The sequence below is a fragment of the Arthrobacter sp. 8AJ genome (assembly GCF_902506025.1).
In the GTDB taxonomy this organism is placed as follows: Bacteria; Actinomycetota; Actinomycetes; order Actinomycetales; family Micrococcaceae; genus Arthrobacter.
In genome coordinates this window covers 3,786,561-3,806,761 of record NZ_LR733289.1, presented here as the reverse complement: position 1 = coordinate 3,806,761, position 20,201 = coordinate 3,786,561, and the positions used below count along the sequence as shown (strand labels likewise).

Annotated in this window: 20 protein-coding genes; 13 read left to right on the top strand and 7 right to left on the bottom strand. The window is 67.6% G+C overall.

Translation table 11 applies throughout. The annotated features are described in order from the left end of the window. Positions 1–109: 109 nt before the first annotated feature. From BACI349Y_RS17665 to rfaE2, 9 genes are all read left to right on the top strand, one after another. Positions 110–646 (top strand): D-glycero-alpha-D-manno-heptose-1,7-bisphosphate 7-phosphatase, encoded by a 537-nt coding sequence (locus BACI349Y_RS17665; RefSeq protein ID WP_159633793.1) that lies wholly within the window; start codon positions 110–112, stop codon positions 644–646. Continuing rightward, the gene (locus BACI349Y_RS17660; RefSeq protein ID WP_159633790.1) at positions 646–1,734 is read left to right on the top strand and encodes a glycosyltransferase family 9 protein; all 1,089 of its coding nucleotides are present in this window, start codon (positions 646–648) and stop codon (positions 1,732–1,734) included. The genes BACI349Y_RS17665 and BACI349Y_RS17660 overlap by 1 nt, the downstream gene beginning before the upstream one ends. Then, a complete protein-coding gene (locus BACI349Y_RS17655; RefSeq protein WP_159633788.1) occupies positions 1,731–2,765 on the top strand; it encodes a glycosyltransferase in 1,035 nt (344 codons plus the stop codon). Before BACI349Y_RS17660 ends, BACI349Y_RS17655 begins: the two co-directional genes overlap by 4 nt. Continuing rightward, complete coding sequence (locus tag BACI349Y_RS17650) at positions 2,762–4,027, top strand: glycosyltransferase (RefSeq protein WP_159633785.1); 1,266 nt, start codon at positions 2,762–2,764, stop codon at positions 4,025–4,027. The genes BACI349Y_RS17655 and BACI349Y_RS17650 overlap by 4 nt, the downstream gene beginning before the upstream one ends. Then, the gene (locus BACI349Y_RS17645) at positions 4,024–4,749 is read left to right on the top strand and encodes a D-sedoheptulose-7-phosphate isomerase (RefSeq protein ID WP_442858419.1); all 726 of its coding nucleotides are present in this window, start codon (positions 4,024–4,026) and stop codon (positions 4,747–4,749) included. The genes BACI349Y_RS17650 and BACI349Y_RS17645 overlap by 4 nt, the downstream gene beginning before the upstream one ends. After that, positions 4,746–6,140: a PfkB family carbohydrate kinase gene (locus BACI349Y_RS17640; RefSeq protein WP_159633782.1), complete on the top strand. Its 1,395-nt coding sequence runs from the start codon at positions 4,746–4,748 to the stop codon at positions 6,138–6,140. The genes BACI349Y_RS17645 and BACI349Y_RS17640 overlap by 4 nt, the downstream gene beginning before the upstream one ends. A gap of 43 nt (positions 6,141–6,183) precedes the next feature. After that, positions 6,184–6,900 carry an SDR family oxidoreductase gene (locus BACI349Y_RS17635; protein ID WP_159633779.1) on the top strand — a complete coding sequence of 239 codons (717 nt, stop codon included), beginning with the start codon at positions 6,184–6,186 and terminating at the stop codon, positions 6,898–6,900. Positions 6,901–6,993: 93 nt separating this feature from the next. Then, complete coding sequence (locus BACI349Y_RS17630) at positions 6,994–8,442, top strand: aldehyde dehydrogenase family protein (RefSeq protein WP_159633776.1); 1,449 nt, start codon at positions 6,994–6,996, stop codon at positions 8,440–8,442. Further along, positions 8,439–9,974 (top strand): D-glycero-beta-D-manno-heptose 1-phosphate adenylyltransferase, encoded by a 1,536-nt coding sequence (rfaE2, locus tag BACI349Y_RS17625; protein ID WP_159633773.1) that lies wholly within the window; start codon positions 8,439–8,441, stop codon positions 9,972–9,974. The genes BACI349Y_RS17630 and rfaE2 overlap by 4 nt, the downstream gene beginning before the upstream one ends. 6 nt (positions 9,975–9,980) lie before the next feature. Here rfaE2 and BACI349Y_RS17620 read toward each other — a convergent pair whose 3' ends face one another. Continuing rightward, positions 9,981–10,955, bottom strand: a complete 975-nt coding sequence (locus tag BACI349Y_RS17620) for an IS481 family transposase (protein WP_159633770.1) — start codon at positions 10,953–10,955, stop codon at positions 9,981–9,983. Positions 10,956–11,112: 157 nt separating this feature from the next. Here BACI349Y_RS17620 and BACI349Y_RS17615 point away from each other — a divergent pair, with 157 nt between their 5' ends. After that, positions 11,113–12,021, top strand: coding sequence for a spermidine synthase (locus tag BACI349Y_RS17615; RefSeq protein ID WP_159633767.1), 909 nt, complete (start codon positions 11,113–11,115; stop codon positions 12,019–12,021). 48 nt (positions 12,022–12,069) lie between these two features. Here BACI349Y_RS17615 and BACI349Y_RS17610 read toward each other — a convergent pair whose 3' ends face one another. Further along, entirely contained in the window at positions 12,070–12,966 is an 897-nt protein-coding gene (locus BACI349Y_RS17610) for a LysR family transcriptional regulator (RefSeq protein WP_159633764.1), read from the bottom strand. Positions 12,967–13,093: 127 nt separating this feature from the next. Between BACI349Y_RS17610 and BACI349Y_RS17605 the strand changes: the two genes are divergently transcribed. Both BACI349Y_RS17605 and BACI349Y_RS17600 read left to right on the top strand, forming a co-directional pair. Beyond that, positions 13,094–14,473 (top strand): MFS transporter, encoded by a 1,380-nt coding sequence (locus tag BACI349Y_RS17605; RefSeq protein ID WP_159633761.1) that lies wholly within the window; start codon positions 13,094–13,096, stop codon positions 14,471–14,473. A gap of 75 nt (positions 14,474–14,548) precedes the next feature. Next, the gene (locus BACI349Y_RS17600; protein WP_159633758.1) at positions 14,549–15,298 is read left to right on the top strand and encodes a 3-hydroxybutyrate dehydrogenase; all 750 of its coding nucleotides are present in this window, start codon (positions 14,549–14,551) and stop codon (positions 15,296–15,298) included. Between the two features lie 4 nt (positions 15,299–15,302). Here BACI349Y_RS17600 and BACI349Y_RS17595 read toward each other — a convergent pair whose 3' ends face one another. Together BACI349Y_RS17595 and BACI349Y_RS17590 are read right to left on the bottom strand one after the other, a co-directional pair. Then, positions 15,303–15,566, bottom strand: coding sequence for a hypothetical protein (locus BACI349Y_RS17595; protein ID WP_159633755.1), 264 nt, complete (start codon positions 15,564–15,566; stop codon positions 15,303–15,305). A 167-nt stretch (positions 15,567–15,733) separates the two neighbouring features. After that, complete coding sequence (locus tag BACI349Y_RS17590) at positions 15,734–16,108, bottom strand: winged helix-turn-helix transcriptional regulator (RefSeq protein ID WP_159633752.1); 375 nt, start codon at positions 16,106–16,108, stop codon at positions 15,734–15,736. Between the two features lie 121 nt (positions 16,109–16,229). Between BACI349Y_RS17590 and BACI349Y_RS17585 the strand changes: the two genes are divergently transcribed. Continuing rightward, positions 16,230–17,093, top strand: a complete 864-nt coding sequence (locus BACI349Y_RS17585; RefSeq protein ID WP_159633749.1) for an SDR family oxidoreductase — start codon at positions 16,230–16,232, stop codon at positions 17,091–17,093. Positions 17,094–17,217: 124 nt separating this feature from the next. Here BACI349Y_RS17585 and BACI349Y_RS17580 read toward each other — a convergent pair whose 3' ends face one another. The 3 genes from BACI349Y_RS17580 to BACI349Y_RS17570 form a co-directional block, all read right to left on the bottom strand. Further along, the gene (locus BACI349Y_RS17580) at positions 17,218–18,294 is read right to left on the bottom strand and encodes an ABC transporter substrate-binding protein (RefSeq protein WP_159633746.1); all 1,077 of its coding nucleotides are present in this window, start codon (positions 18,292–18,294) and stop codon (positions 17,218–17,220) included. Positions 18,295–18,359: 65 nt separating this feature from the next. Then, positions 18,360–19,226: an ABC transporter permease gene (locus BACI349Y_RS17575; RefSeq protein WP_201302472.1), complete on the bottom strand. Its 867-nt coding sequence runs from the start codon at positions 19,224–19,226 to the stop codon at positions 18,360–18,362. Beyond that, positions 19,223–20,062, bottom strand: coding sequence for an ABC transporter ATP-binding protein (locus BACI349Y_RS17570; protein ID WP_159633742.1), 840 nt, complete (start codon positions 20,060–20,062; stop codon positions 19,223–19,225). Before BACI349Y_RS17570 ends, BACI349Y_RS17575 begins: the two co-directional genes overlap by 4 nt. Positions 20,063–20,201 lie beyond the last annotated feature (139 nt).

Here is a 20,201-nt window from a genome sequence, read left to right as displayed (position 1 = left end):
GCACAAACCCTATATCTTGCCTGCTCAACTGCGTCTTCGTGCGCCGCTGCCGCAGCCGGAAAGCCCGCGGCCTTGTTTAGGAGCAACAGCAGGAGGGAACTGGTTGGTTATGGGAAGCTCTGAAATGTCCAAGCTCCGGGCTGTCCTGTTCGACCGGGACGGGACCCTGGTGGTCGATGTGCCTTACAACGGTGACCCCGGCAAGGTACGGCCCGTAGCAGGCGCCAAAGCAGTGCTTGACGGCCTGCGGGCGGATGGAATTGCCACCGGCGTGATCAGCAACCAGTCGGGTATTGCCCGCGGCCTGATTACGGCCGACGACGTGGAAAAGGTCAATGCCCGGGTGGAAGAACTCCTGGGACCGTTCGATGTGTGGGAGGTCTGCCCCCACGCGGAGCATGACGGCTGCTCCTGCCGCAAACCCGCTCCCGGCATGGTCCACAGCGCCTGCCGCAAGCTGGGAATCCACGAATCGGAGGCAGCCCTCATCGGGGACATCGGTGCCGACGTCGGGGCAGCAGAGGCTGCCGGCGCCACCGGGGTCCTGGTCCCCACGCCCGTGACCCGTGCCGAGGAGGTGGCCGCGGCGCGGCTGGTCGCTTCCGATCTGGCGTCCGCCGTAAGCCTGCTGCAGGAGACGCCCTGATGGGGCGCGTCCTGGTGGCCCGGCTGGACAGCATGGGCGATGTCCTTCTGGCCGGCCCCGCGGTCCGCGCGGTGGCCAACGGCCGCGCCCAGCATGGCGGCAGCACCAACCATGTGGTGATGCTGTGCGGCCGGCAGGGTGAAGCGGCCGCTGCCATGCTTCCCGGCGTCGCCGAGGTCTACAGCTGGGACAGCCCCTGGATCATGAATCCGGCACCCCGGATGACCGGCCCGCACGCGGACCGGCTGATCGAATACGTCCGAAATTCCCGCATCACCGAAGCCGTTATCCTCACCTCCTTCCACCAATCACCCCTGCCGTTGGCCCTGTTGCTGCGCCTGGCGGGCGTGGAGCGCATCACCGGTGCCTCCACCGATTACGCCGGCTCGCTGCTTGACGTGCGCCTGAAACCGGGGGAGGACTTTCCCGAAGACCAGCCCGAAGCGGAACGGGCGCTGGGCATCGCCGAGGCCGCAGGCTTCCGGCTCCCTCCGGGCGATGACGGAAAGCTGCGCGTCAACTCCGTGACCGAAGTGGCAGCGCTCGTGGGTACGGAGCCCTATGTCGTGGTCCACCCCGGAGCGGCAGTTCCTGCCAGGGCGTGGCCTCCTCTGCACCATGCGGCCGCCGTCGAGCTCCTCCAGGGTGCCGGCTACCGCGTCGTGGTGACCGGCGGTCCCGGCGAGACGTCGCTGACGGCCACGGTGGCGGGCCCCTCCGCCCTGGACCTCGGCGGACGGACCGACCTTGCCACCATGGCAGGCGTCATGGCCGGCGCCGATGCCGTCATCAGTGGCAACACCGGCCCGGCCCACCTGGCAGCCGCGGTGGGCACACCCGTGGCGTGCCTGTTTTCACCCGTGGTCCCGGCCATCCGCTGGGCGCCCTACGGCGTGCCCCTGGAACTCCTTGGGGACCAGAACGCACCCTGCCGCATGTCCCGCGCCCGGGTATGCCCGGTTCCCGGCCATCCGTGCCTCGACTCTGTCTCGCCCGAGGAAGTCGTGGCGGCCGTGGAACGCCTGATCAGCGGAGTGAGCTCCTTCAGCACCCACGTCAGCACCCGTAGAAAGGCCCGCAACAGATGAGAATCCTGCTCTGGCATGTCCACGGTTCCTGGACGGACGCTTTTGTCCGCGGCCGTCACGAATACCTGCTTCCCGTCCTGCCCGAAGGCGGGGCCTGGGGACTGGGCCGCGCCGGCAGGGACTGGCCGGAATCAGTGCGGGAGGTGGACCTGGCGGCCCTCGACGGCGACGCCGTGGACGCCGTCGTCCTCCAACGGCCCGAAGAAATCGACGAAGTGGCCCGGGCCCTGGGCCGGATCCCCGGCGTCGACCTGCCGGCCGTGTTCGTGGAACACAACACGCCCAAAGGCAATTTCCCAAACATCAGCCATCCGCTCGCCGACCAGACCGTGATCCCGGTGGTCCACGTGACCCATTTCAACTGGTTGGCGTGGGACAACGGCGCCGCCCCCACCACGGTAATCGAGCACGGGATCCCGGACCCTGGACAGCTGTATACGGGCGAGCTGCCCGAGCTGGGCGTCGTGGTCAATGAGCCCGTCCGGCGTGGCCGGGTCACAGGGACGGACCTCCTGCCCGCCTTCGCCTCCGTGGCGCCCCTGCAGGTGTTCGGCATGAAGACCGACGGGCTCGCGGCAGCCACCGGAATCGGGGACGCGCGGCTGACGTCCCGTGGCGACCTCAAAACGCGGGACCTGCACCGGGAGCTTGCGCGCTGCCGGGTCTACGTCCACCCGATGCGCTGGACCTCGCTGGGGCTGTCCCTGTTGGAGGCCATGCACCTGGGAATGCCCGTGGTGGTGCTTGCCGCCACGGAAGCTCCCAGGGCAGTGCCGCAGGAAGCCGGCGTGGTCTCGGCAGACATGGATGAGCTGCTTCAGTGCGCCGGGCGCCTGGTCGCCAATCCGGATGAAGCCCGACGGCGGGGACTCGCCGCCCGGGAGGCGGCGCTGGAGCGTTATGGCCTGGGCAAGTTCCAGGACCGCTGGGATGAGCTCCTGGCGGACCTGCGCAGCCGGCCCCGGCACTCCGTCAACGAACGGCCGGACGAGCGGATCCTCGTCCCGGCGCGGGAGAGGAAGACCCCATGAAAATCGCGATGATTTCCGAACACGCCAGTCCCTTGGCGGCACTGGGCGGGGTGGACGCCGGCGGCCAGAACGTTCACGTGGCCGCGCTGTCCGAGGCCCTTGCCAAGCGGGGCCACCACGTCACCGTCTATACCCGCAGGGACGCAACGGAGCTCCCCGAACGGGTCCGGGTAGGACGCGGCCTCGAGGTGGTCCACGTGGACGCCGGGCCCGCCCGCCACGTGCCCAAGGACGACCTGTTGCCCTACATGGGGGAACTCGCGGACGGGGTGGCCAGGGACTGGGGGCAGCGGCCGCCGGATGTGGTTCACGGCCACTTCTGGATGTCCGGCCTGGCCGCACTGGACGCCGCCAGGCGGCCCGAGACCGGATACCGCGTCCCCATGCTCCAGACCTTCCACGCGCTGGGTACCGTCAAACGCAGGCACCAGGGCGCCGAAGACACCAGCCCCGAGGAACGCCGCTGGCTGGAACCGGGAGTGGGACGTTCCGCGGACCGGATCATCGCCACCTGTTCCGACGAAGTCTTCGAGCTCAAGGCCATGGGCATCGCCACCGGAAAAATCTCGATCGCGCCCTGCGGCGTGGACCTGAACTTCTTTTCGCCGGAGGGGCCGGTGGCCGCAAGGAAGCGCCGCTACCGCATTCTGTCGGTGGGCCGACTGGTGCCGCGCAAGGGCGTCGACCTGGTGATCCGCTCGCTCCCGTACCTCAAAGCGGCGGGATTCGAGGACGTCGAACTCCTGATCGTGGGCGGCGGCGGGGACTCCACCGTGATGCACAAGGACCCGGAAATCCGCCGCCTGCTGGACCTTGCCGCCGAGCTCGGGGTATCCGGACACGTGACGCTGCAGGGACAGGTGCCGCGGGCCGAAATGCCGGGCATCTTCCGAAGCGCCGACGCCGTGGTGTGCGCGCCCTGGTATGAGCCCTTCGGCATCGTGCCGCTGGAGGCCATGGCGTGCGGCGTTCCGGTGGTGGCTGCTGCAGTGGGGGGCCTGCGGGACACCGTGGTGGACCACGCCACCGGCCTGCACGTGCCACCCCGGGATCCCGAAGCCATTGCATCGGCCCTGTCGCTGCTCCTGGAAAACCCCACCCTCAGGGCAAAGCTGGGCCAGGCCGGAGAGCGGCGTGCCCGCACCCGCTATTCCTGGGACCGGGTGGCCGCGGAAACGGAAAAGGCCTACCAGCTTGCCGTGGCCGGGGCGCCGGCCAGCGCTTCAGCCGGAATCGTACCGATGGAAGGAGCCGCACTGTGACCGCCGAGTCATCCCTGCGTGAATCGTCCCTGCGTGAAGCAGACCTGCGCACCCTGACCGCAGCCCCGGCACTGCCCGCGGTGCTCCCCGGCGCAACGTTCGTTGATCCCGCCAGTGCCGACGCGGTCCGCCTGCACCTGGACAACGTGCTTCCGGCCCTGGACTCGCTGCGCAGCCAGTCCGGCCGGCTCGCCGCCTGGGGCGTGGAGCTGGCACAGCGGCTGCTGCGCGGCCAGCGGCTCCTGGCTGCCGGCAACGGCGGATCTGCTGCCGAGGCGCAGCACCTGACCGCGGAACTGGTGGGCCGGTTCGACAGCGAACGCGTCCCCTTCTCCGCCATCTCCCTGCACGCCGAATCGTCAGCCATGACCGCCATCGCCAATGACTACGGCTACGACGAAGTCTTTGCCCGGCAGGTGCGCGCGCACGGCCGCTCCGGCGACGTGCTGATACTGCTGTCCACCAGTGGGAAGAGCCCCAACCTGCTGCGGGCCGCGGACGTTGCCGCCCGGCTCAACATGACCACCTGGGCGCTGACCGGCGCCGGTCCCAACCCGTTGGCGGACGCCTGCGATGAGGCCGTCATGATTGACGCCCTGAACGCCAACGCCCAGGAAGGGCACCTGATCGCCCTGCACGCCGTCTGCCGCGCCTTCGACCTCGAGGTTGCCCGGCACACGCCGGCCCCTTTCCCCGGGATGGCGAACGGGGGCCGGCCATGAGGATCGTCGTCGTGGGTGACGTCATGCTCGACGTCGACCTTTCCGGTGAAGCCACCAGGCTGAGCCCGGACGCCCCTGTCCCCGTCGTGGACATTTCCGGCGTCCGCCGCCGTGCCGGCGGCGCAGGACTGGTGGCGCGCATGCTGGCCCAGGACGGCTGGCCCGTCACCCTGGTGACAGTGCTGGGGGATGACGACGCCGGCAGCCAGTTGCGCACGCACCTCGCCGGAGTGCAGCTCGTGGCAGGAACCAGCCGCTACCCGTCGCCGGTCAAGACCCGGGTGCGGGCAGGCTCCCATCCGGTGGTCCGCTTTGACCAGGGCTGCGAACGCACTCCCATCCCGGACGTCACCCCGGCCATGCTGCGCGCAGTGGAAGAAGCCGGTGTGGTCATCGTGGCCGACTATGGCAGGGGACTGGCGGCCAACCCCCAGCTGCGCGGGCTGCTGGGCCGCCTGGCCGGTTCGGTGCCCATCGTGTGGGACCCGCACCCCTCAGGCCCGGAACCGGTACCGGGGGTTGCCGTAGTGACACCGAACCTTTCCGAAGCGACCAAGGCGGTCCAGGCCGCCGGGAACGTCCCCACCTCTGTGGACGGTGTTGCGCAGGTCCTGCTGGAGCGGTGGCGCAGCCAGGCCGTCCTGGTGACCAAAGGCGAGGAAGGGGCGGTCCTGCTCCAGCAGGGGGATGCTTCTTCCCGCGCCGTTCCCGCCCCAAGGGTGGAAGCCGGGGACCCCTGCGGAGCCGGCGACCGCCTGGCGGCCGGCCTGGCAGTGCACCTCCTGGCCGGCCGCGGGCTTCCCGAAGCTGCGGCCCTCGCCGTCCACGACGCCGCCGATTTCCTGGCGGCCGGAGGCGTGTCGGCGCTGCCGGATACCCAGGGGCAGGATTCGGCCCCGGACCACCACGGGGGTGCACCGGCCCGGGGCCGGCGCACCACCGAACCGCTGCTGCTGGCCCGTTCCGTACGCGAAAGCGGCGGGAAGGTAGTGGCCACCGGCGGCTGCTTCGACCTGATCCACGCCGGCCACATCAGGTCCCTCGCCGCCGCCAGGGAACTGGGGGACTGCCTCATCGTGTGCCTGAACTCGGATGATTCGGTGCGGCGGCTCAAGGGCCCGCAGCGGCCCATCATCGGCCAGCACGACAGGGCCGAACTGCTCCTCGCGATGGAATGCGTGGACGCGGTGATGGTCTTCGATGAGGATACCCCCGAGGCCGCCCTGGACCGGCTCCGCCCCGATATCTGGGTCAAGGGCGGCGATTACAAGGGAGCCCGCCTTCCCGAGGCTGACCTGGTGGAAAGGTGGGGCGGCCGCTGCCTCACCGTTCCCTTCCACCCGGCCCGCTCCACCACAGGCCTGGCGGACGCGCTCGCCAAGGTGAGTTGAACTTCTTCCCACTTGTCTTGTTTTCCCCATTGAAAGGAACACCATGACCGCAGAATCAACTGCAACTGCCGCCACCACGCCCGGACGCGTCCTTGTCACCGGAGGTGCCTCCGGACTGGGGGCCGCCGTCGTCGACGCCGTCCTTCGCTCCGGCGGGACGCCGGTGGTCCTGGACCGCGACATCAGCGCCGTCTCGGGGGTGAAGGCGTTCGAAGTGGACGTCGCGGACCGCGCGGCCGTGGAGCACGCGGTCCGGGAAGCCGCCGAAACCCTGGGCGGCCTGGACGCGGTGGTCACTGCTGCCGGGATCGACCGCTGCGGCAAGCTCGCCGACGTGGAAGCCACCGAGTGGGAAAAGGTCATCGGGGTCAACCTGATGGGCACCGTTTCCGTGGTGCGTGCGGCCCTGCCCTACCTCAAGGAAACCCACGGCCGCGTGGTCACCGTGGCATCCACCCTGGGCAAGCGCGCCGTGGCCGATGCCACCGCGTACTGCGCCTCCAAGTTCGGCGTGGTGGGGTTCAGCCACGCACTGGCCGCAGAAACCGGCGGCGAAATCGGCGTGACCACCATGATCCCGGGCGGCATGAAGACCCGGTTCTTCGACGACCGGACCGAGCAGTACAAGCCGCAGGACGATTCCCGGCTCAACGACCCCGCCAACACGGCGCAGGCCATCCTGTTCGCCCTGAACCAACCCACGGGCTGCGAGGTCAGGGAAATGCTGATCTGCCACGAGGAAGAAGGCTCCTGGCCCTAAGCCGGGTACCGGCCGCCGCCAGCGGCACAGCAGGACCACCAGCACCCACATGCCAGCAGCGACATACCCATACCGAAAGGCGGGAGGAACACCATGCCCACCACAGCCACTGAAACAACCGCAGGCAAGGAAACAGTCGGGGACGCCGGCATCACCATCCAGGACCCGCGGACCGGTGAAGTGCTCTGGACGGTGCCCCAGGCGGGCCCGGACGCAGTGAATGATGCCGTGGACGTGGCCCGCAGGGCTGCGCCCGGATGGGCAGCGACAGCTCCGGCCGAGCGTGGTGCCGCACTCCGCGCCGCCGCCAGGGCGCTTGATGCTGCCGCCCAGGAGCTTGCGGGGCTGAATGCCAGCGAAACCGGGCGGCCGGAAGCGGAGGCACTGGCGGGCATCGCCGCCGCCGTGTCCACCCTGGAACAATATGCAGAACTGGGCCCGGTGCACCGCGGCCACAGCCTCCGCGGCAGCCGGCTCGCCTCCGACTACACCGTTGCGGAGCCGCGCGGCGTGGCCGTCCTGCTGACCCCCTGGAATGATCCGGTGGCCGTAGCCTGCGGCCTGATCGGGGCCGCCTTGGTGACGGGCAACGCGGTCATCCACAAGCCCAGCGAGCGCTGCCCCCGGCTGGGCGAGGCGCTGGGCGAGGTCCTGGCACCGGCCTTCCCTGCAGGCGTCTTCCTGACCCTCTCCGGTGGCGCGGACGTGGGGGCAGCCCTGTCACAGGCGGAGGTGGACGTGATCGCCCACGTGGGTTCCAGCGCCTCCGGCGCCCGGATCGCAGAGGCGGGGGCCCGCACCGGCGCACACGTCATCCGGGAAAACGGCGGCAATGATCCCCTGCTGGTGGACCGCGACGTGGACCCGGCGTGGGCTGCGGAGCAGGCTGCGATCGGTGCGTTCGCCAACAGTGGCCAGATCTGCACTTCCGTGGAACGCATCTACGTCCATAAAGACATCGCTGCCCCGTTCTGCAGCGCCCTGGAGGCTGAGGCCGCACTGCGGAACAGCAACGGATCCGTGGCGCCGCTGGTGGACCTCCGGATGCGGGACGCCGTCCACGGTCACGTCGCCGAGGCCCTGGGCCAGGGCGCCCGCGCCGTTGAAGGCGGTTCGCTGCCGGACGGGCCCGGCTCGTTCTACCCGGCCACCGTGCTCCTCGGCTGCACCGAAGGAATGCAGGTCATGACCGAGGAGACGTTCGGACCGGTGGCCCCGGTCCAGGTGGTGGACACGTTCGACGACGGCCTGCGCCTGGCCTGCAGCGGCAAGTACGGCCTGGCCGCCACCGTCCTGAGCAGCAACATCGCGCACATCCAGCAGGCAGTGGCCGCGCTGCCGGTGGGAACAGTCAAGGTCAACGCGGTCTTCGGCGGCGCTCCAGGCGGCGCGGCCCAGCCCCGCGGGGAGAGCGGCGCCGGGTTCGGCTACGGACCCGAGCTGCTGGACGAATTCAGCCAGGTCAAGGTGGTCCATATCGCAGTGCCCCCGGCGCCGGAGCCTGGCGCCGGACCCGTCATCGATGAACAGGACCTGCCATGAGCACGTCCCCGGACTCCAGTGACCTCTCCACCCAGCGGGCATTGACCGACTGGCTGCCCGGCAGGCTGGCAGCGGAACAGCCATCGATCCTGGTGATCGGCGACGTCATGCTCGATGGCTGGTGGAGCGGCAGCATCGAACGGCTGTGCCGCGAAGCCCCCGCACCCGTGGTGGACATCCAAACCCGCGAATCGGTCCCCGGCGGGGCGGCCAACACCGCCATGAACCTGGCGGCCCTGGGGGCGAAGGTGGCGGTGGCCGGCATTATCGGCACGGACGACGCCGGTGAGGACCTGCGCGGGCAGCTTGCCGCGGCGGCCATCGATGTCCAGCACCTCCAGTCCCATCCGGACATGGTCACCACCACCAAGATCCGCATCAGCAGCGGCGGCCAGGTGATGCTGCGCCTCGACGACTCGGCCAGGGCTGTCCCGGCCGACGCCCTGGACGCACTCGCCGCCTCGGTGCGTGCCGCCGTCGCACACCGGGACGCTGTCCTGGTGTGCGACTACGGGACCGGGGTGGTGGCGGACCCCGTCCGCGCGGCCCTGGCGGATGTCCTGGGGACCGGCACTGCCGGAAAGGACCGGCCGCTGGTGGTGGTCGATGCCCACGACCCGCGGGCATGGGCCGCGCTGCAGCCTGACCTGGTGACCCCGAATGCGCAGGAAACAGCGCGGCTGCTGGACCGGAAGCTGCCGGAAGGCCAGGAGCGGGTGGAGGCCGTGGCAGCGGAGGCCGGGGCGCTGCTCCGTGGCACCGGCTCGCGCGCCGTGGTGGTCACTTTGGACCGGGACGGAACCGTCCTGCTGACTCCCGACGGTGTCCGGCACCGGACGTGGGCGCGGCCGGCTGCGGAGAAACAGGCATCCGGAGCGGGCGACACGTTTGTCGCTGCCCTGACGCTGGCCCGCGCGGCCGGCCTGCCGCTGACCGCCAGCCTGGACCTGGCCCAGTCGGCGGCCGACGTGGTGGTCCACCAGCCCGGCACCTCAGTGTGCAGCACCGCCCAGCTCAGCCGGTACCTGGAAGCCTTCGCCGATACTGCCCTGAGTGCGGACGAACTGGAGCGGCAGATGGAGCTTCACCGCGCCCAGGGCCAGCGGATCGTGCTGACCAACGGATGCTTCGACGTCCTGCACAGCGGCCATACCCGCTACCTCAACCAGGCCAAACAGCTGGGCGACATCCTGGTGGTGGCGCTGAACAGCGACGATTCCGTCCGCCGGCTCAAGGGGGCCGGCCGGCCCATCAACAACATGGCGGACCGGGCAGCGGTGGTGGCCGCGCTGAGCTGCGTGGACTACGTGACGGTGTTCGATACCCCCACGGCCGCGCCGCTGATCCGCAGGCTCCGGCCCGAGGTGTACGCCAAGGGCGGGGACTACACCCCCGAGATGTTGGCGGAAACCCCCGCGGTGGAGGAGTACGGCGGCCGCGTGGCCATCCTGGACTATGTGGCGGAACGGTCCACCACCGCCGTGGTGAACCGGATCCGGGACGGCCAGGGGGCTGCCAGCCCTGCCACCTAGGTGTACTCAGCCAGTAGGTTGGTTGCACCTGCTGATAGGTGGTTTGCCTCCGAGGCTGCCGTGTGGCCGGTGGTTGTTGTAGAAGTTTAGCCAGGACTGCAGGGCGTCGACGCGGGCTTGGTTGGATGTGAAAGGTTGGCGGTAGGCCCAGCCTTCCTGGAGCGTGCGGTTGAAGCGTTCTGCTTTGCCGTTCTGCCAGGGGTGGCGGGGTTTGATCAGGATGTGTTTAGCGCCCAGGGCAACGAGTGCGTCCTGGAAGTCGCGGGAGAGCCGGTAGGCGAAGGCGTTGTCTGTCATGACCCGTTTCACCGGTGCTCCGTTGGCGGCCATGGCGGCTGCGGCCCTGGTGAGGAATTCGGCGCAGGTCGGGCCTTTCTCGTCGGGCAGGACCTCGGCATAGGCGAAGCGGGAATGATCATCGACGGCCACGTGGACGTAGTCAAAACCGACTTTCTGAGGTGATTTGCGGTGGTTGGCGCGGCTTTGCGCCGGGTCGGTCCGCCAACCGCCGCCGTCCGGGATCCGGCCTAGTTTCTTGACGTCGATGTGGATCATGTCGCCTGGGGCGTCGCGTTCGTAGCGGCGGTCGGTGGCCCGGGACGCGCGGATTCGTGCCCCGGTCACTGGGTCCAGGTCCCACAACCTGGGCATGCCCGCGCGGACCAGAATCCGGGAGACCGTCCGGGCGCTCGTGCCGCAGCGCACGGCCAGGTCCGCTGGTCCCTCGCGATGCTCGACGCGCTGGGTGAGAACATCCGCTACGACTTCCGCGGAGGTGGCGTGCGGGCATGACCTCGGACGGGAGCTGCGGTCTTCCAAACCAGCCCAGCCATCCGCGCGGTACCTGCTGATCCAGCGGTGCGCACAGGTCCTTGAGATGCCCATCTCTTTGGCTACATGGGCCACTGGCTGGCCGGCAAGGACGCGCTCGATAATGATCCGCCTACCGTTCGGAGTCAGGCGGGCATTACGGTGGGACATGAAGACCTCTTAGTCGTTGGCTGTGTGTGGTAACCACCAACCTAAGAGGTCTTCACCTATTCACGATGTAACCAACGTCCTGACTCAGTACACCTAGGCCCCGCCAGCCAGGGCCTGTCACATAGGGTTGAAGCATGACTGAAGCGGATCACGGGTAATGGGCAAACGCGGAAAGTCAGGAGGCAGGGCCGGCCGCCCGGCAGCCGGTGTGGTCGAGGTGCCCAAGGGATCCGTGGTGAACGGTCCGGTGGAGGGCGTCTACTACATCGACACCGGCGATTGCGAGCTGATCGCCGACCAGGACAACTCCACCGGCTGGCTCCTGAAGATCAACGGCGTCATGAGCTCGCACATCGACCTCGCCGACCCCCTGTTCCTGGACTTCGAGTACATGCGGTGGATGGCGGCGCTCATCGAGTCCCGCTGGCCGCCGTCGGCCGCGCACAAACTGCGCGGGCTGCACCTGGGCGGGGGCGCCTGCTCCATGGCCCGCTACTTTTCCGCCGCCTACCCGGACGCACGCCAGGTGGTGGTGGAGCTGGACGGGAAGCTCGCCGAGTACGTGCGCGGCTGGTTCGACCTTCCCAAGGCGCCCCTGCTGCGGATCCGCGTGGGGGAGGCCCGCGCCGTCACGGAAACCCTCACTGCCCAGACCAGGGACTTCATCATCCGCGACGTCTTTGCCGGCGCATTCACCCCCCGTCCGCTGACCACCGCCCAATTCACCGCGCATGCCAAGCGGGTCCTGGCCCCGGGCGGGCTCTATGTCGCCAATTCCGGCGACGCACCGGACCTGAAAAACGCCCGGGAGGAAGCCGCCACCATCGCGGCGGCCTTCAAACACACCGTGATCATCGCCGATCCCGCCATGCTGAAGGGCCGGCGGTACGGAAACATGGTGATGGCCGGCAGCGACGCGCCCTTCGGCGACGATCCGAAGCTGCGCCGCCGGCTCCTCGGCGGGGCAGTCCCGGCACACCTGTGGGATGACGCCCAGGTGCGGGCATTCGCGGCCGGAGCGCCGGTCCGCCACGACCCACCCCTACCGCCATCGATTGCTGAGTAACTGCCGTTTTCAGCGGTCAAAACGGCAATTACTCAGCAATCGACGGGCTTAACCCTTGCCCAACAGCGCGCCGCGGTGCTCGGCCATCCGTTCACGGAGTGCCTGCACGACGGCGGCCACCGCGGGGCGGCGCAGCGAATCAGGGCGCAGGACCATCCAGTAGGGGAGCAGTTCCCCGATCTTGTCAGGCAGCAGGCGGACCAGGTCATCGTGGAGGTCGGCCATGAAGCACGGCAGGAACCCGACGCCCGCGCCGGCCCGGGTCGCCTCCACATGGACGAACACGTTGGTGGAGGTCAGCCCGTCCTTCATGGCGGGAACCAGCCGCCTTGGCGCGTCCAGGTCGTCCACCTGCAGCATCGAGTCCACGAAGTAGACCAGCGGGTGCCCGTTCAGTTCTGCCACGGTGGCCGGCGTCCCATGCTCCGCAAGGTAGGCGCGGGAGGCGTACATGCCCAGGCGGTATTCGCCCAGCCGGATGGCCTCCGCGCGGTGCACCTGCGGCTCGCCCACCACCACCTCGATGTCCAGCCCGGACCGCTGCTGCAGTGCCCGGCGGGTCATGGTGACTACCTCCACGCTCAGGCCCGCGTGGTCCCGGCGCAGCCGCGCCACGGCCGGAGCGGCAATGTAGGCGCTGAAGCCATCCGTCGCGGTCATGCGCACGACGCCGGCAACCGGGTCGGGTGCCTGGCCGGCCGGTCCCAGCGTGCCCAGCACCGCCTCCACCTGTTCGGCCGCCCGCACGGCCCGTTCGCCGAGCTCCGTCAGCTCCCAGCCACCCGCGGCGCGGGACAGCACCCGGCCGCCCAGCGACTTCTCCAGTGCGGCGATCCTGCGCGAGACCGTGGTGTGGTTCAAGCCCAGGGCCTGGGCCGCCGTCGTGAATCTGGCGGAGCGGGACACCGCCAGAAGGACCAGCAGGTCATCAGGGTTCGCATTCATATCTGCAATTGTGCACACGTTGACTGCCTCTTTGGCCATTGAAGTGCATCCTTTGTGCAGCAATACTCATCTGAGTCACTTGTGCTGGAGATCACAGCGCGTGTCAATGTGGACACTAGGAGAAACAATGAGCGTAGAGCAGCGCCCGGCCAACAACGCCGGGCATGCACCCGAAGGATCAGGACTGAAGAGGATTGTTGCCGCCTCCATGGTGGGCACCGTTGTGGAATGGTACGAGTTCTTCCTCTACGCCACCGCTGCCACCCTGGTCTTCGGCAAGTACTTCTTTCCGTCAACGGGCAACGACCTGGACGGAATCATCCAGGCCTTCCTCACCTACGCCGTGGGCTTCATCGCCCGTCCCCTGGGCGGCATCGTGTTCGGCCAGATCGGTGACAAGCTGGGCCGCAAACCCACCCTGCAGCTCACCATCGTGATCATCGGCATCTCCACGTTCCTGATGGGCTGCCTGCCCGGCTTCGCCGACATCGGATACCTGGCCCCCGCGCTGCTGGTGGCCCTGCGCTTCATCCAGGGCTTTGCCCTGGGAGGCGAATGGGGCGGTGCCGTGCTCCTGGTGGCCGAACACAGCCCCAACAAGACGCGTGCCTTCTGGTCCAGCTGGCCCCAGGCCGCCGTCCCGGTGGGCAACCTCCTGGCCACCCTGGTGCTGTACATCATGTCCACCACCCTCAGCAGCGAGGCGTTCCTCGGCTGGGGCTGGCGCGTGGCGTTCTGGCTCTCCGCCGTGATCGTCTTCGTGGGCTACTACATCCGCACCAACGTCAGCGAGTCGCCTATCTTCCTCGAAGCCAAGGAGCTGGTGGAGAAGGAACAGGCCGTCAGCTACGGCGTCTTCGAGGTCCTGCGCAAGTACCCCAAGGGCATCTTCCAGGCCATGGGCCTGCGGTTCGCGGAAAACATCATGTACTACCTGGTGGTCAGCTTCGCGATTGTCTACCTCAAGAGCGTGCACAAGTACGACACTTCCTCGCTCCTGCTGGCGCTGCTGATCGCCCACGTCATCCACTTCGCCATCATTCCGCAGTACGGCCGGCTGGCGGACCGGATCGGCCGCAAGCCCGTCTACCTCGCGGGCGCCATCCTGGGTGCCACCTGGCCGTTCTTCGCCTTCCCGATGTTCGATACCCGGAACGCAGTGGTCATCGTCCTGGCCGTCACCATCGGTCTGTGCCTGCACGGCCTGATGTACGCGGGACAGCCGGCCATCATGGCCGAGATGTTCCCCACCCGCATGCGGTACTCTGGCGCATCCCTCGGCTCGCAGGTAACGTCCATCTTCGCCGGATCCCTGGCGCCGCTGCTGGCCACCCAGTGGCTGAAGGACACCGGTTCGTGGGTGCCCACCGCCATTTACCTGGTGGTGGCCTGTGCCATCACCACCGTGGCCGTGCTAAGCCTGAAGGAAACCAAGGGCATTGCCCTGGAGGATGTGGACAAGGAAGACGCGGCCCGCGAAGGTCTGCTGACCGCTGCACGGCGTTGACCTGGCTGGTGGGCTGACCGGGGCGTTTGACCGGTTGGGCGCACAAGTCGTTGGCTGTACACAAGGAGAACTGCAATGGACAACACATTGAATGGACGCAAGGCGCTGGTCACCGGCGGAGCCAGCGGAATCGGGGCCGCGTGCGTGCGCGCACTGGCGGCGCGGGGAGCCAAAGTGGTGGTGGCCGACGTCGACGCCGCCGCTGCTGCGGCCCTCGCCGATGAGGTGGGCGGGAGTGCCTGGGAAGTGGACCTGCTGGATGTCGACGCCCTGGCCGCACTGAGCCTGGACTGCGACATCCTGGTCAACAACGCCGGCATCCAGCGCATCAACCCCATCGAGGAGTTCGATCCCGCGGACTTCCGCCGGATCATCAGCCTGATGCTGGAGGCCCCGTTCCTGCTCATCCGGGCCGCGTTGCCGCACATGTACGCCAACAACTTCGGCCGCGTCATCAACCTGTCCTCGGTTCACGGCCTCCGCGCATCTCCGTTCAAAAGTGCGTATGTCTCCGCCAAGCACGGTCTCGAAGGACTCAGCAAGGTGACGGCGCTTGAAGGGGGCCCGCACGGTGTTACATCGAACTGCGTCAACCCCGGATACGTGCGCACGCCCCTGGTGGAGAAGCAGCTCGCGGACCAGGCCAAGATGCACGGCATCCCGGAGTCGGAGGTCCTCGCGAAGGTGTTGCTCACCGAAGCCGCCATCAAGCGCCTGGTGGAACCGGACGAGGTAGCCTCCCTGGTGGCCTGGCTGGCGTCCCCGGATGCCGGCATGGTCACTGGTGCCAGCTACACCATGGACGGCGGCTGGTCAGCCCGTTAGTACATCAGTCCAGGGGCTTGACCAGCCGGTGGTCAAAGAAGAAGACGCCGTACGGGGTCTTCACTCCCACTGACCGGCGGTCCTGCCACACGACGACCCCTTCGCGCCTGCCGCTGAAGGGGTCGTCGCCTATGACCGTGTCCCCTACCCGGTAAGGGCAGCGGGGGCTGAAAACCGTCAACGTCCGGCCCCATGCCCCCGAAAGGGCAGCCCCGAGGCTGACGGGCCGGCCCATGCCGGCAAGATCCTGTACGTAGTCCTTGGCCATGCGACCAACTCCTCCGAGCGGCAGCCCGCCGCCTGCTAACGGTGCTGGTTGGCGGAACGCTCCCAGCAGAGGATGGTCCTCCCATTCCGGCCGCCACCGTACGCCCACGCTATGCGCTATTCACACCAGCCACACCAGTAACAGGTACTCGAGTTTGGGTGCCGGTACTACTTGGCCTTCCCGGTCCCGTTGATGATCTCGTCGGCGTTGTCGAACGCCCAGGCCACCAGCGGCACCAGCAGCGCGCTCAACTCGTAGCCCCGCTCGGTGAGGCTGTAGTCAACCCGTGGAGGGATGACCGGCTGCGCGTCCCTGCTGACCAGGCCGTCGCGTTCCAGCGTCTTCAACGTCTGTGCCAGCATTTTCTCGCTGATGCCCTCGGCCCGCCGTCGTAAGTCACTCCACCGCTGCTCACCCTCGGACAGGGCCACCAGGATCAGGACACCCCATTTGCTGGTGACGTGGTCCAGTACGGTCCGGCTGGGGCACCCGGCCGCGAACACGCCGTCGGCAAATGCGGGAGGCAGGGGAGCTGCTTTCATGGGCCCAGCTTACCTGGAGGTCAGTACCTTACTTCAAAGTGCGTACTCTCTTTCGGGAAGTTATCTGCCGCCGGCCCGGTTGTGCCCACTGACAGAGCAAAAAATCCCGAAAGGAATCATTGTGAGCATCGTTGTTACAGGCGCCACCGGCCAGCTTGGCCGCCACGTTCTTGAAGCCCTCCTGGAACGCGGCGTGCCGGCCGGAGAAATCGTCGCAGCAGGCCGGTCCGTTGAAAAGCTCGCTGACTTCGCTGCACGCGGGGTTCAAGTGAAGGCGATGGATTATGCCGACGCCGGTTCAGTCGCTGCTGCCCTGAAGGGTGCCAAGCGCGTGCTGCTGATCTCCGGCAGCGAAGTGGGACAGCGGGTTGACCAGCACCGCACCGTCATCGAAGCCGCCAGGGCCGAGGGCGTGGAGCTGCTTGCCTATACCAGCATCGCCAACGCTGACACCACCGCCATGTTGCTGGCCGACGAGCACAAGGCCACTGAAGCCCTGCTGCGTGAATCGGGTGTTCCTTTCGTGCTGCTGCGCAACGGCTGGTACCTGGAAAACTACACCGAACAGCTTCCCGGGACCCTCGCGCAGGGCGCCGTTGCAGGAAGCGCCGGTGACGGCAAGGTCAGTGGTGCCTCACGGGCCGACTACGCCCATGCAGCCGCCGCGGTCCTGGTGGCCGACGACCAGGCCGGCAAAGTCTACGAACTGGGCGGCGACGACGCGTTCAGCATGGCCGACCTCGCATCGGAGATCAGCGCTGCGACCGGTAAGTCCATCAGCTACAACGACCTGCCCGCGGGGGAGTACGCAGGCCTGCTCGCATCCGTGGGCGTGCCGGAGGCTTTCGCTGAAATCCTTGCGGACTCCGACCTTGGCATTGCGCGCGGCGATCTCCTGGTCAGCACCGGCGACCTCCGCCGGCTGATCGGGCGCCCGACGACGTCCCTTGGCCAGGCGGTCAGGGCCGCCGCTGCTGCCGCTTAGGACGGCGGAACGCCAAAGGTGCCCGGCCCCATGAGGGGCCGGGCACCCATTTTTTGTTGTGCTTGCCGGGGCGCGGCGTTATTCGCTGGTTAGGCGCCGCCCGCGGTCAGGACATAGCGTGGCATCACTTCACGAGGTCGTTGGTGTACGTATCGGCCAGCTTGATCTCCTTGTTTCCCACGTCCGGGTTGGCTACCTGCTGGGTCTTCAGGACTGCCTTGACGCCGTCGTCGGTGAATGTGCCGTCCTTGCTCAGGGTCTTCTTGAGGTCCTCGATCACCTTGGCATAGAGGTCCTTGTCTCCGCCGGCGAAGCTTTCCGGCATCTTGGCCGCGATTTCGGCGCCCGAATGCCCGTCGATGTACTCCAGGGTCCGCTTGATGGCCTTGGCCAGCTTGGCGGCGGTGTCCTTGTTCTGGTTCAGCCACTCGGTCTTGGCGTAAAGGCAGGCGGAAGGCCAGGAATCGGTGGCGAACACTTCCTTCAGGCCCTCCGACGTGCGGACATCCTCCAGCACTACGGGATTGTGGCCGATGCGCTTGGTGAGGACTGACACGTCCGGTTCGAGCATGACGGCTGCATCCACCTGGCCCTGCTCGACAGCGGCAACGGCGGAAGACCCGGCGCCGATGGCGGACACGGCTGCATCAGTCTGTTGCATGTTGTTCTTCGCCAGCAGGAACTTCACGAACATGTCCGTGGAGGAGCCCGGGGCGGTGACGCCGACGTTCTTGCCCTTCAGGTCGGCAATGGATTTGATCTGGCCTTCGTTCTTCGGGGCCACCAGCAGCGCAAGGCCCGAGGACTGGCCCATGTCCACGAACGCCTTGATCTGCTGGTTCTTGGCCTGCATCTGGATCGTGTGCTCGTAGTAGCCGCTGGTCACGTTGGTGCTGCCGCCAATCATCGCGGTCAGGGCCTTGGAGCCGCCTTGGAGGTCCTGCAGCTCAACGTCCACGCCCTCATCCTTGTAGTACCCAAGTTGCTGGGCCAGGGTGGTCGGCAGGTAGGTCAGGAGGGTCTGTCCGCCGACGCCGATGACCACCTTGCCGCCTCCGCCGCCGGCAGCGGCGGATCCGCTTTGGCCGGGAGGGGCGGCCGCGGGGGCGCCACAGGCGGAGAGCGCCAGCGCAACCGAGGCAATCAGGGTCAGCGGCCGGAGGAGGACCCGGCCACGGCGCCGGGTTGCTTTCTGTGTCATGAGTGTCCCTTTCAGGCGGGTTGTTGAGTTTCTGCGCCGGTAAAGCAGCTGTCGGCCGGTCGGGGTCAGGAAGACCGGACCGGGCGCCACCTGAGCAGGTGCCGTTCCAGGCGGTTGACGAGGAGGTCGATGATCAGCACGACGATCATGAGGATGAACATCCCCGCGAACACGCCCTTGGTATCGAATACGCCCTGCGCCTGCGCGATGGCGTATCCCACGCCGCCCGAAGCGCCCAGGTACTCACCCACCACTGCGCCGGTAATGGCGAAGCCGACGCTGATATGCAGGCTGGAGAAGATCCAGGTCAGTGCACTCGGAATGAAGACGTGGCGCAGGAGTTGCTTTTCGCTGGCCCCCAGCATCCTGGCGTTGTCCACCAGGACCCGGTCCACGCTCTTGACGCCTTCCAGGGTGTTGAAGAAGACGATGAAAAACACCAGGGTGAAGCCGAATGCGACCTTGGACCAGATGCCAAGGCCGAACCACAGCAGGAAGATCGGAGCCAGGACCACGCGGGGGAGCGCGTTGAACATCTGGAGGAAGGGGTCCAGCAACCGTTCAAGGAAGCGGACGCGGGCGAGGATGAAGCCCAGGAGGAGTCCGACGGCGGCCCCGACCAGGAAGGCGAGGATGGCTTCCTGCATGGTCACCCAGAGATGGGGGAACACGAACCCTGAGGACACCCAGAGCCACACGGTCTGGAAGATGTCCGAGGGAAGGGGGAAGAAGAATTCGTCAATCACCCCGGCCCGGCCCAGGACCTCCCACGCTCCCAGGACGAGAACCGTGAGGAGGAGTTGGATGCTCCGCATGGCCAGGGGCGACATTTCTCCCCGGCGGGCGGGGCGGCTGACCGGGCTGCGGTCATGGGTGCTGCCGGGTGAGCCGTTCCCGCGGGAACCCGGCCTCCGTGAACCAAGGATGGTCATGCTGCCTCACCTTCCTCCGCCATGGCGCTTTCGTAGGTCTTTGAGACTTCGATTTTCAGGCGGCCCCAGATCTCCCGGTGCAGGGCAACGAAGCGTGGGTCATCCCGGATGTCCAGCAGGTCGCGGGGGCGGGGAATGTCGATCTGGTAGCTTCCCACCACGGTGCTCCCGGGGCCTGCGCCCAGGATGACCACTTCGTCGGACAAGGCAATTGCTTCGTCGAGGTCGTGGGTAATGAAGACCACCGCCTTGCCGGATTCCTGCCAAAGCTGCAGGAGTTCGTTTTCCATGATTTGGCGGGTCTGGACGTCGAGGGCGGAAAACGGCTCGTCCATGAGGAGGATGTCCGGGTTTACGATCCAGGCCTGGGCGATGGCGGTGCGCTTGCGCATCCCGCCGCTGAGCTGATGCGGATAGCGGTCCGCAAAGTTCTTAAGGCCCACCTTTTCGAGCCAGCGCCGCGATTCCGAGTGGGCCTCGGCCTTGGAAACGCCGGCCATGGTCAAGCCCAGGCTCACGTTGTCGATGACGGTCTTCCAGGGCAGCAGGGCGTCCTGCTGGAACATGTAGGACGCCCGGCGGTTCACTCCCGACACCGGTTCGCCGAAGCTCTTGACCTCGCCGAAGCTGGGTGTCAGGAGGCCTGCTGCCATGTTCAGGACGGTGGACTTTCCTGATCCGGTCGGGCCAACGATCGAGACGAAGCGGCCGGGTTCAACCCTTAGGTCGATGTCGCGGACTGCGAAGTAGGTCTCGCCTCCGGAGGTTGGAAATTGTTTGGTGCACCCGGTGAGCTCCACGGCATATCCGGACGTGGCTGGCTGTGCAGCTGGCATCTTTGCCTCTTCCCGGCCAACTCCGGCCGCTTGTTTCCCCCTGCTGGTTCACGCTGTCGGAACGATGGTGGTGCATCGGTCCGCGTCCGGAGTCCCGTGTGCGGACTCCGTTGGTACTACTCATCAGCAGGACGTGCCT

Excerpts from the sequence above, each read along its gene's own strand:
- BACI349Y_RS17580 (WP_159633746.1), bottom strand. The coding sequence starts at position 18,294 with ATGACACAGAAAGCAACCCGGCGCCGTGGCCGGGTCCTCCTCCGGCCG.
- BACI349Y_RS17615 (WP_159633767.1), top strand. The coding sequence starts at position 11,113 with ATGGGCAAACGCGGAAAGTCAGGAGGCAGGGCCGGCCGCCCGGCAGCC.
- BACI349Y_RS17665 (WP_159633793.1), top strand. The coding sequence starts at position 110 with ATGGGAAGCTCTGAAATGTCCAAGCTCCGGGCTGTCCTGTTCGACCGG.
- BACI349Y_RS17630 (WP_159633776.1), top strand. The coding sequence starts at position 6,994 with ATGCCCACCACAGCCACTGAAACAACCGCAGGCAAGGAAACAGTCGGG.
- BACI349Y_RS17655 (WP_159633788.1), top strand. The coding sequence starts at position 1,731 with ATGAGAATCCTGCTCTGGCATGTCCACGGTTCCTGGACGGACGCTTTT.
- BACI349Y_RS17575 (WP_201302472.1), bottom strand. The coding sequence starts at position 19,226 with ATGACCATCCTTGGTTCACGGAGGCCGGGTTCCCGCGGGAACGGCTCA.
- BACI349Y_RS17650 (WP_159633785.1), top strand. The coding sequence starts at position 2,762 with ATGAAAATCGCGATGATTTCCGAACACGCCAGTCCCTTGGCGGCACTG.
- BACI349Y_RS17610 (WP_159633764.1), bottom strand. The coding sequence starts at position 12,966 with ATGAATGCGAACCCTGATGACCTGCTGGTCCTTCTGGCGGTGTCCCGC.
- BACI349Y_RS17640 (WP_159633782.1), top strand. The coding sequence starts at position 4,746 with ATGAGGATCGTCGTCGTGGGTGACGTCATGCTCGACGTCGACCTTTCC.
- BACI349Y_RS17600 (WP_159633758.1), top strand. The coding sequence starts at position 14,549 with ATGGACAACACATTGAATGGACGCAAGGCGCTGGTCACCGGCGGAGCC.
- BACI349Y_RS17570 (WP_159633742.1), bottom strand. The coding sequence starts at position 20,062 with ATGCCAGCTGCACAGCCAGCCACGTCCGGATATGCCGTGGAGCTCACC.
- BACI349Y_RS17595 (WP_159633755.1), bottom strand. The coding sequence starts at position 15,566 with ATGGCCAAGGACTACGTACAGGATCTTGCCGGCATGGGCCGGCCCGTC.
- BACI349Y_RS17660 (WP_159633790.1), top strand. The coding sequence starts at position 646 with ATGGGGCGCGTCCTGGTGGCCCGGCTGGACAGCATGGGCGATGTCCTT.
- BACI349Y_RS17590 (WP_159633752.1), bottom strand. The coding sequence starts at position 16,108 with ATGAAAGCAGCTCCCCTGCCTCCCGCATTTGCCGACGGCGTGTTCGCG.
- rfaE2 (WP_159633773.1), top strand. The coding sequence starts at position 8,439 with ATGAGCACGTCCCCGGACTCCAGTGACCTCTCCACCCAGCGGGCATTG.
- BACI349Y_RS17635 (WP_159633779.1), top strand. The coding sequence starts at position 6,184 with ATGACCGCAGAATCAACTGCAACTGCCGCCACCACGCCCGGACGCGTC.
- BACI349Y_RS17605 (WP_159633761.1), top strand. The coding sequence starts at position 13,094 with ATGAGCGTAGAGCAGCGCCCGGCCAACAACGCCGGGCATGCACCCGAA.
- BACI349Y_RS17620 (WP_159633770.1), bottom strand. The coding sequence starts at position 10,955 with ATGTCCCACCGTAATGCCCGCCTGACTCCGAACGGTAGGCGGATCATT.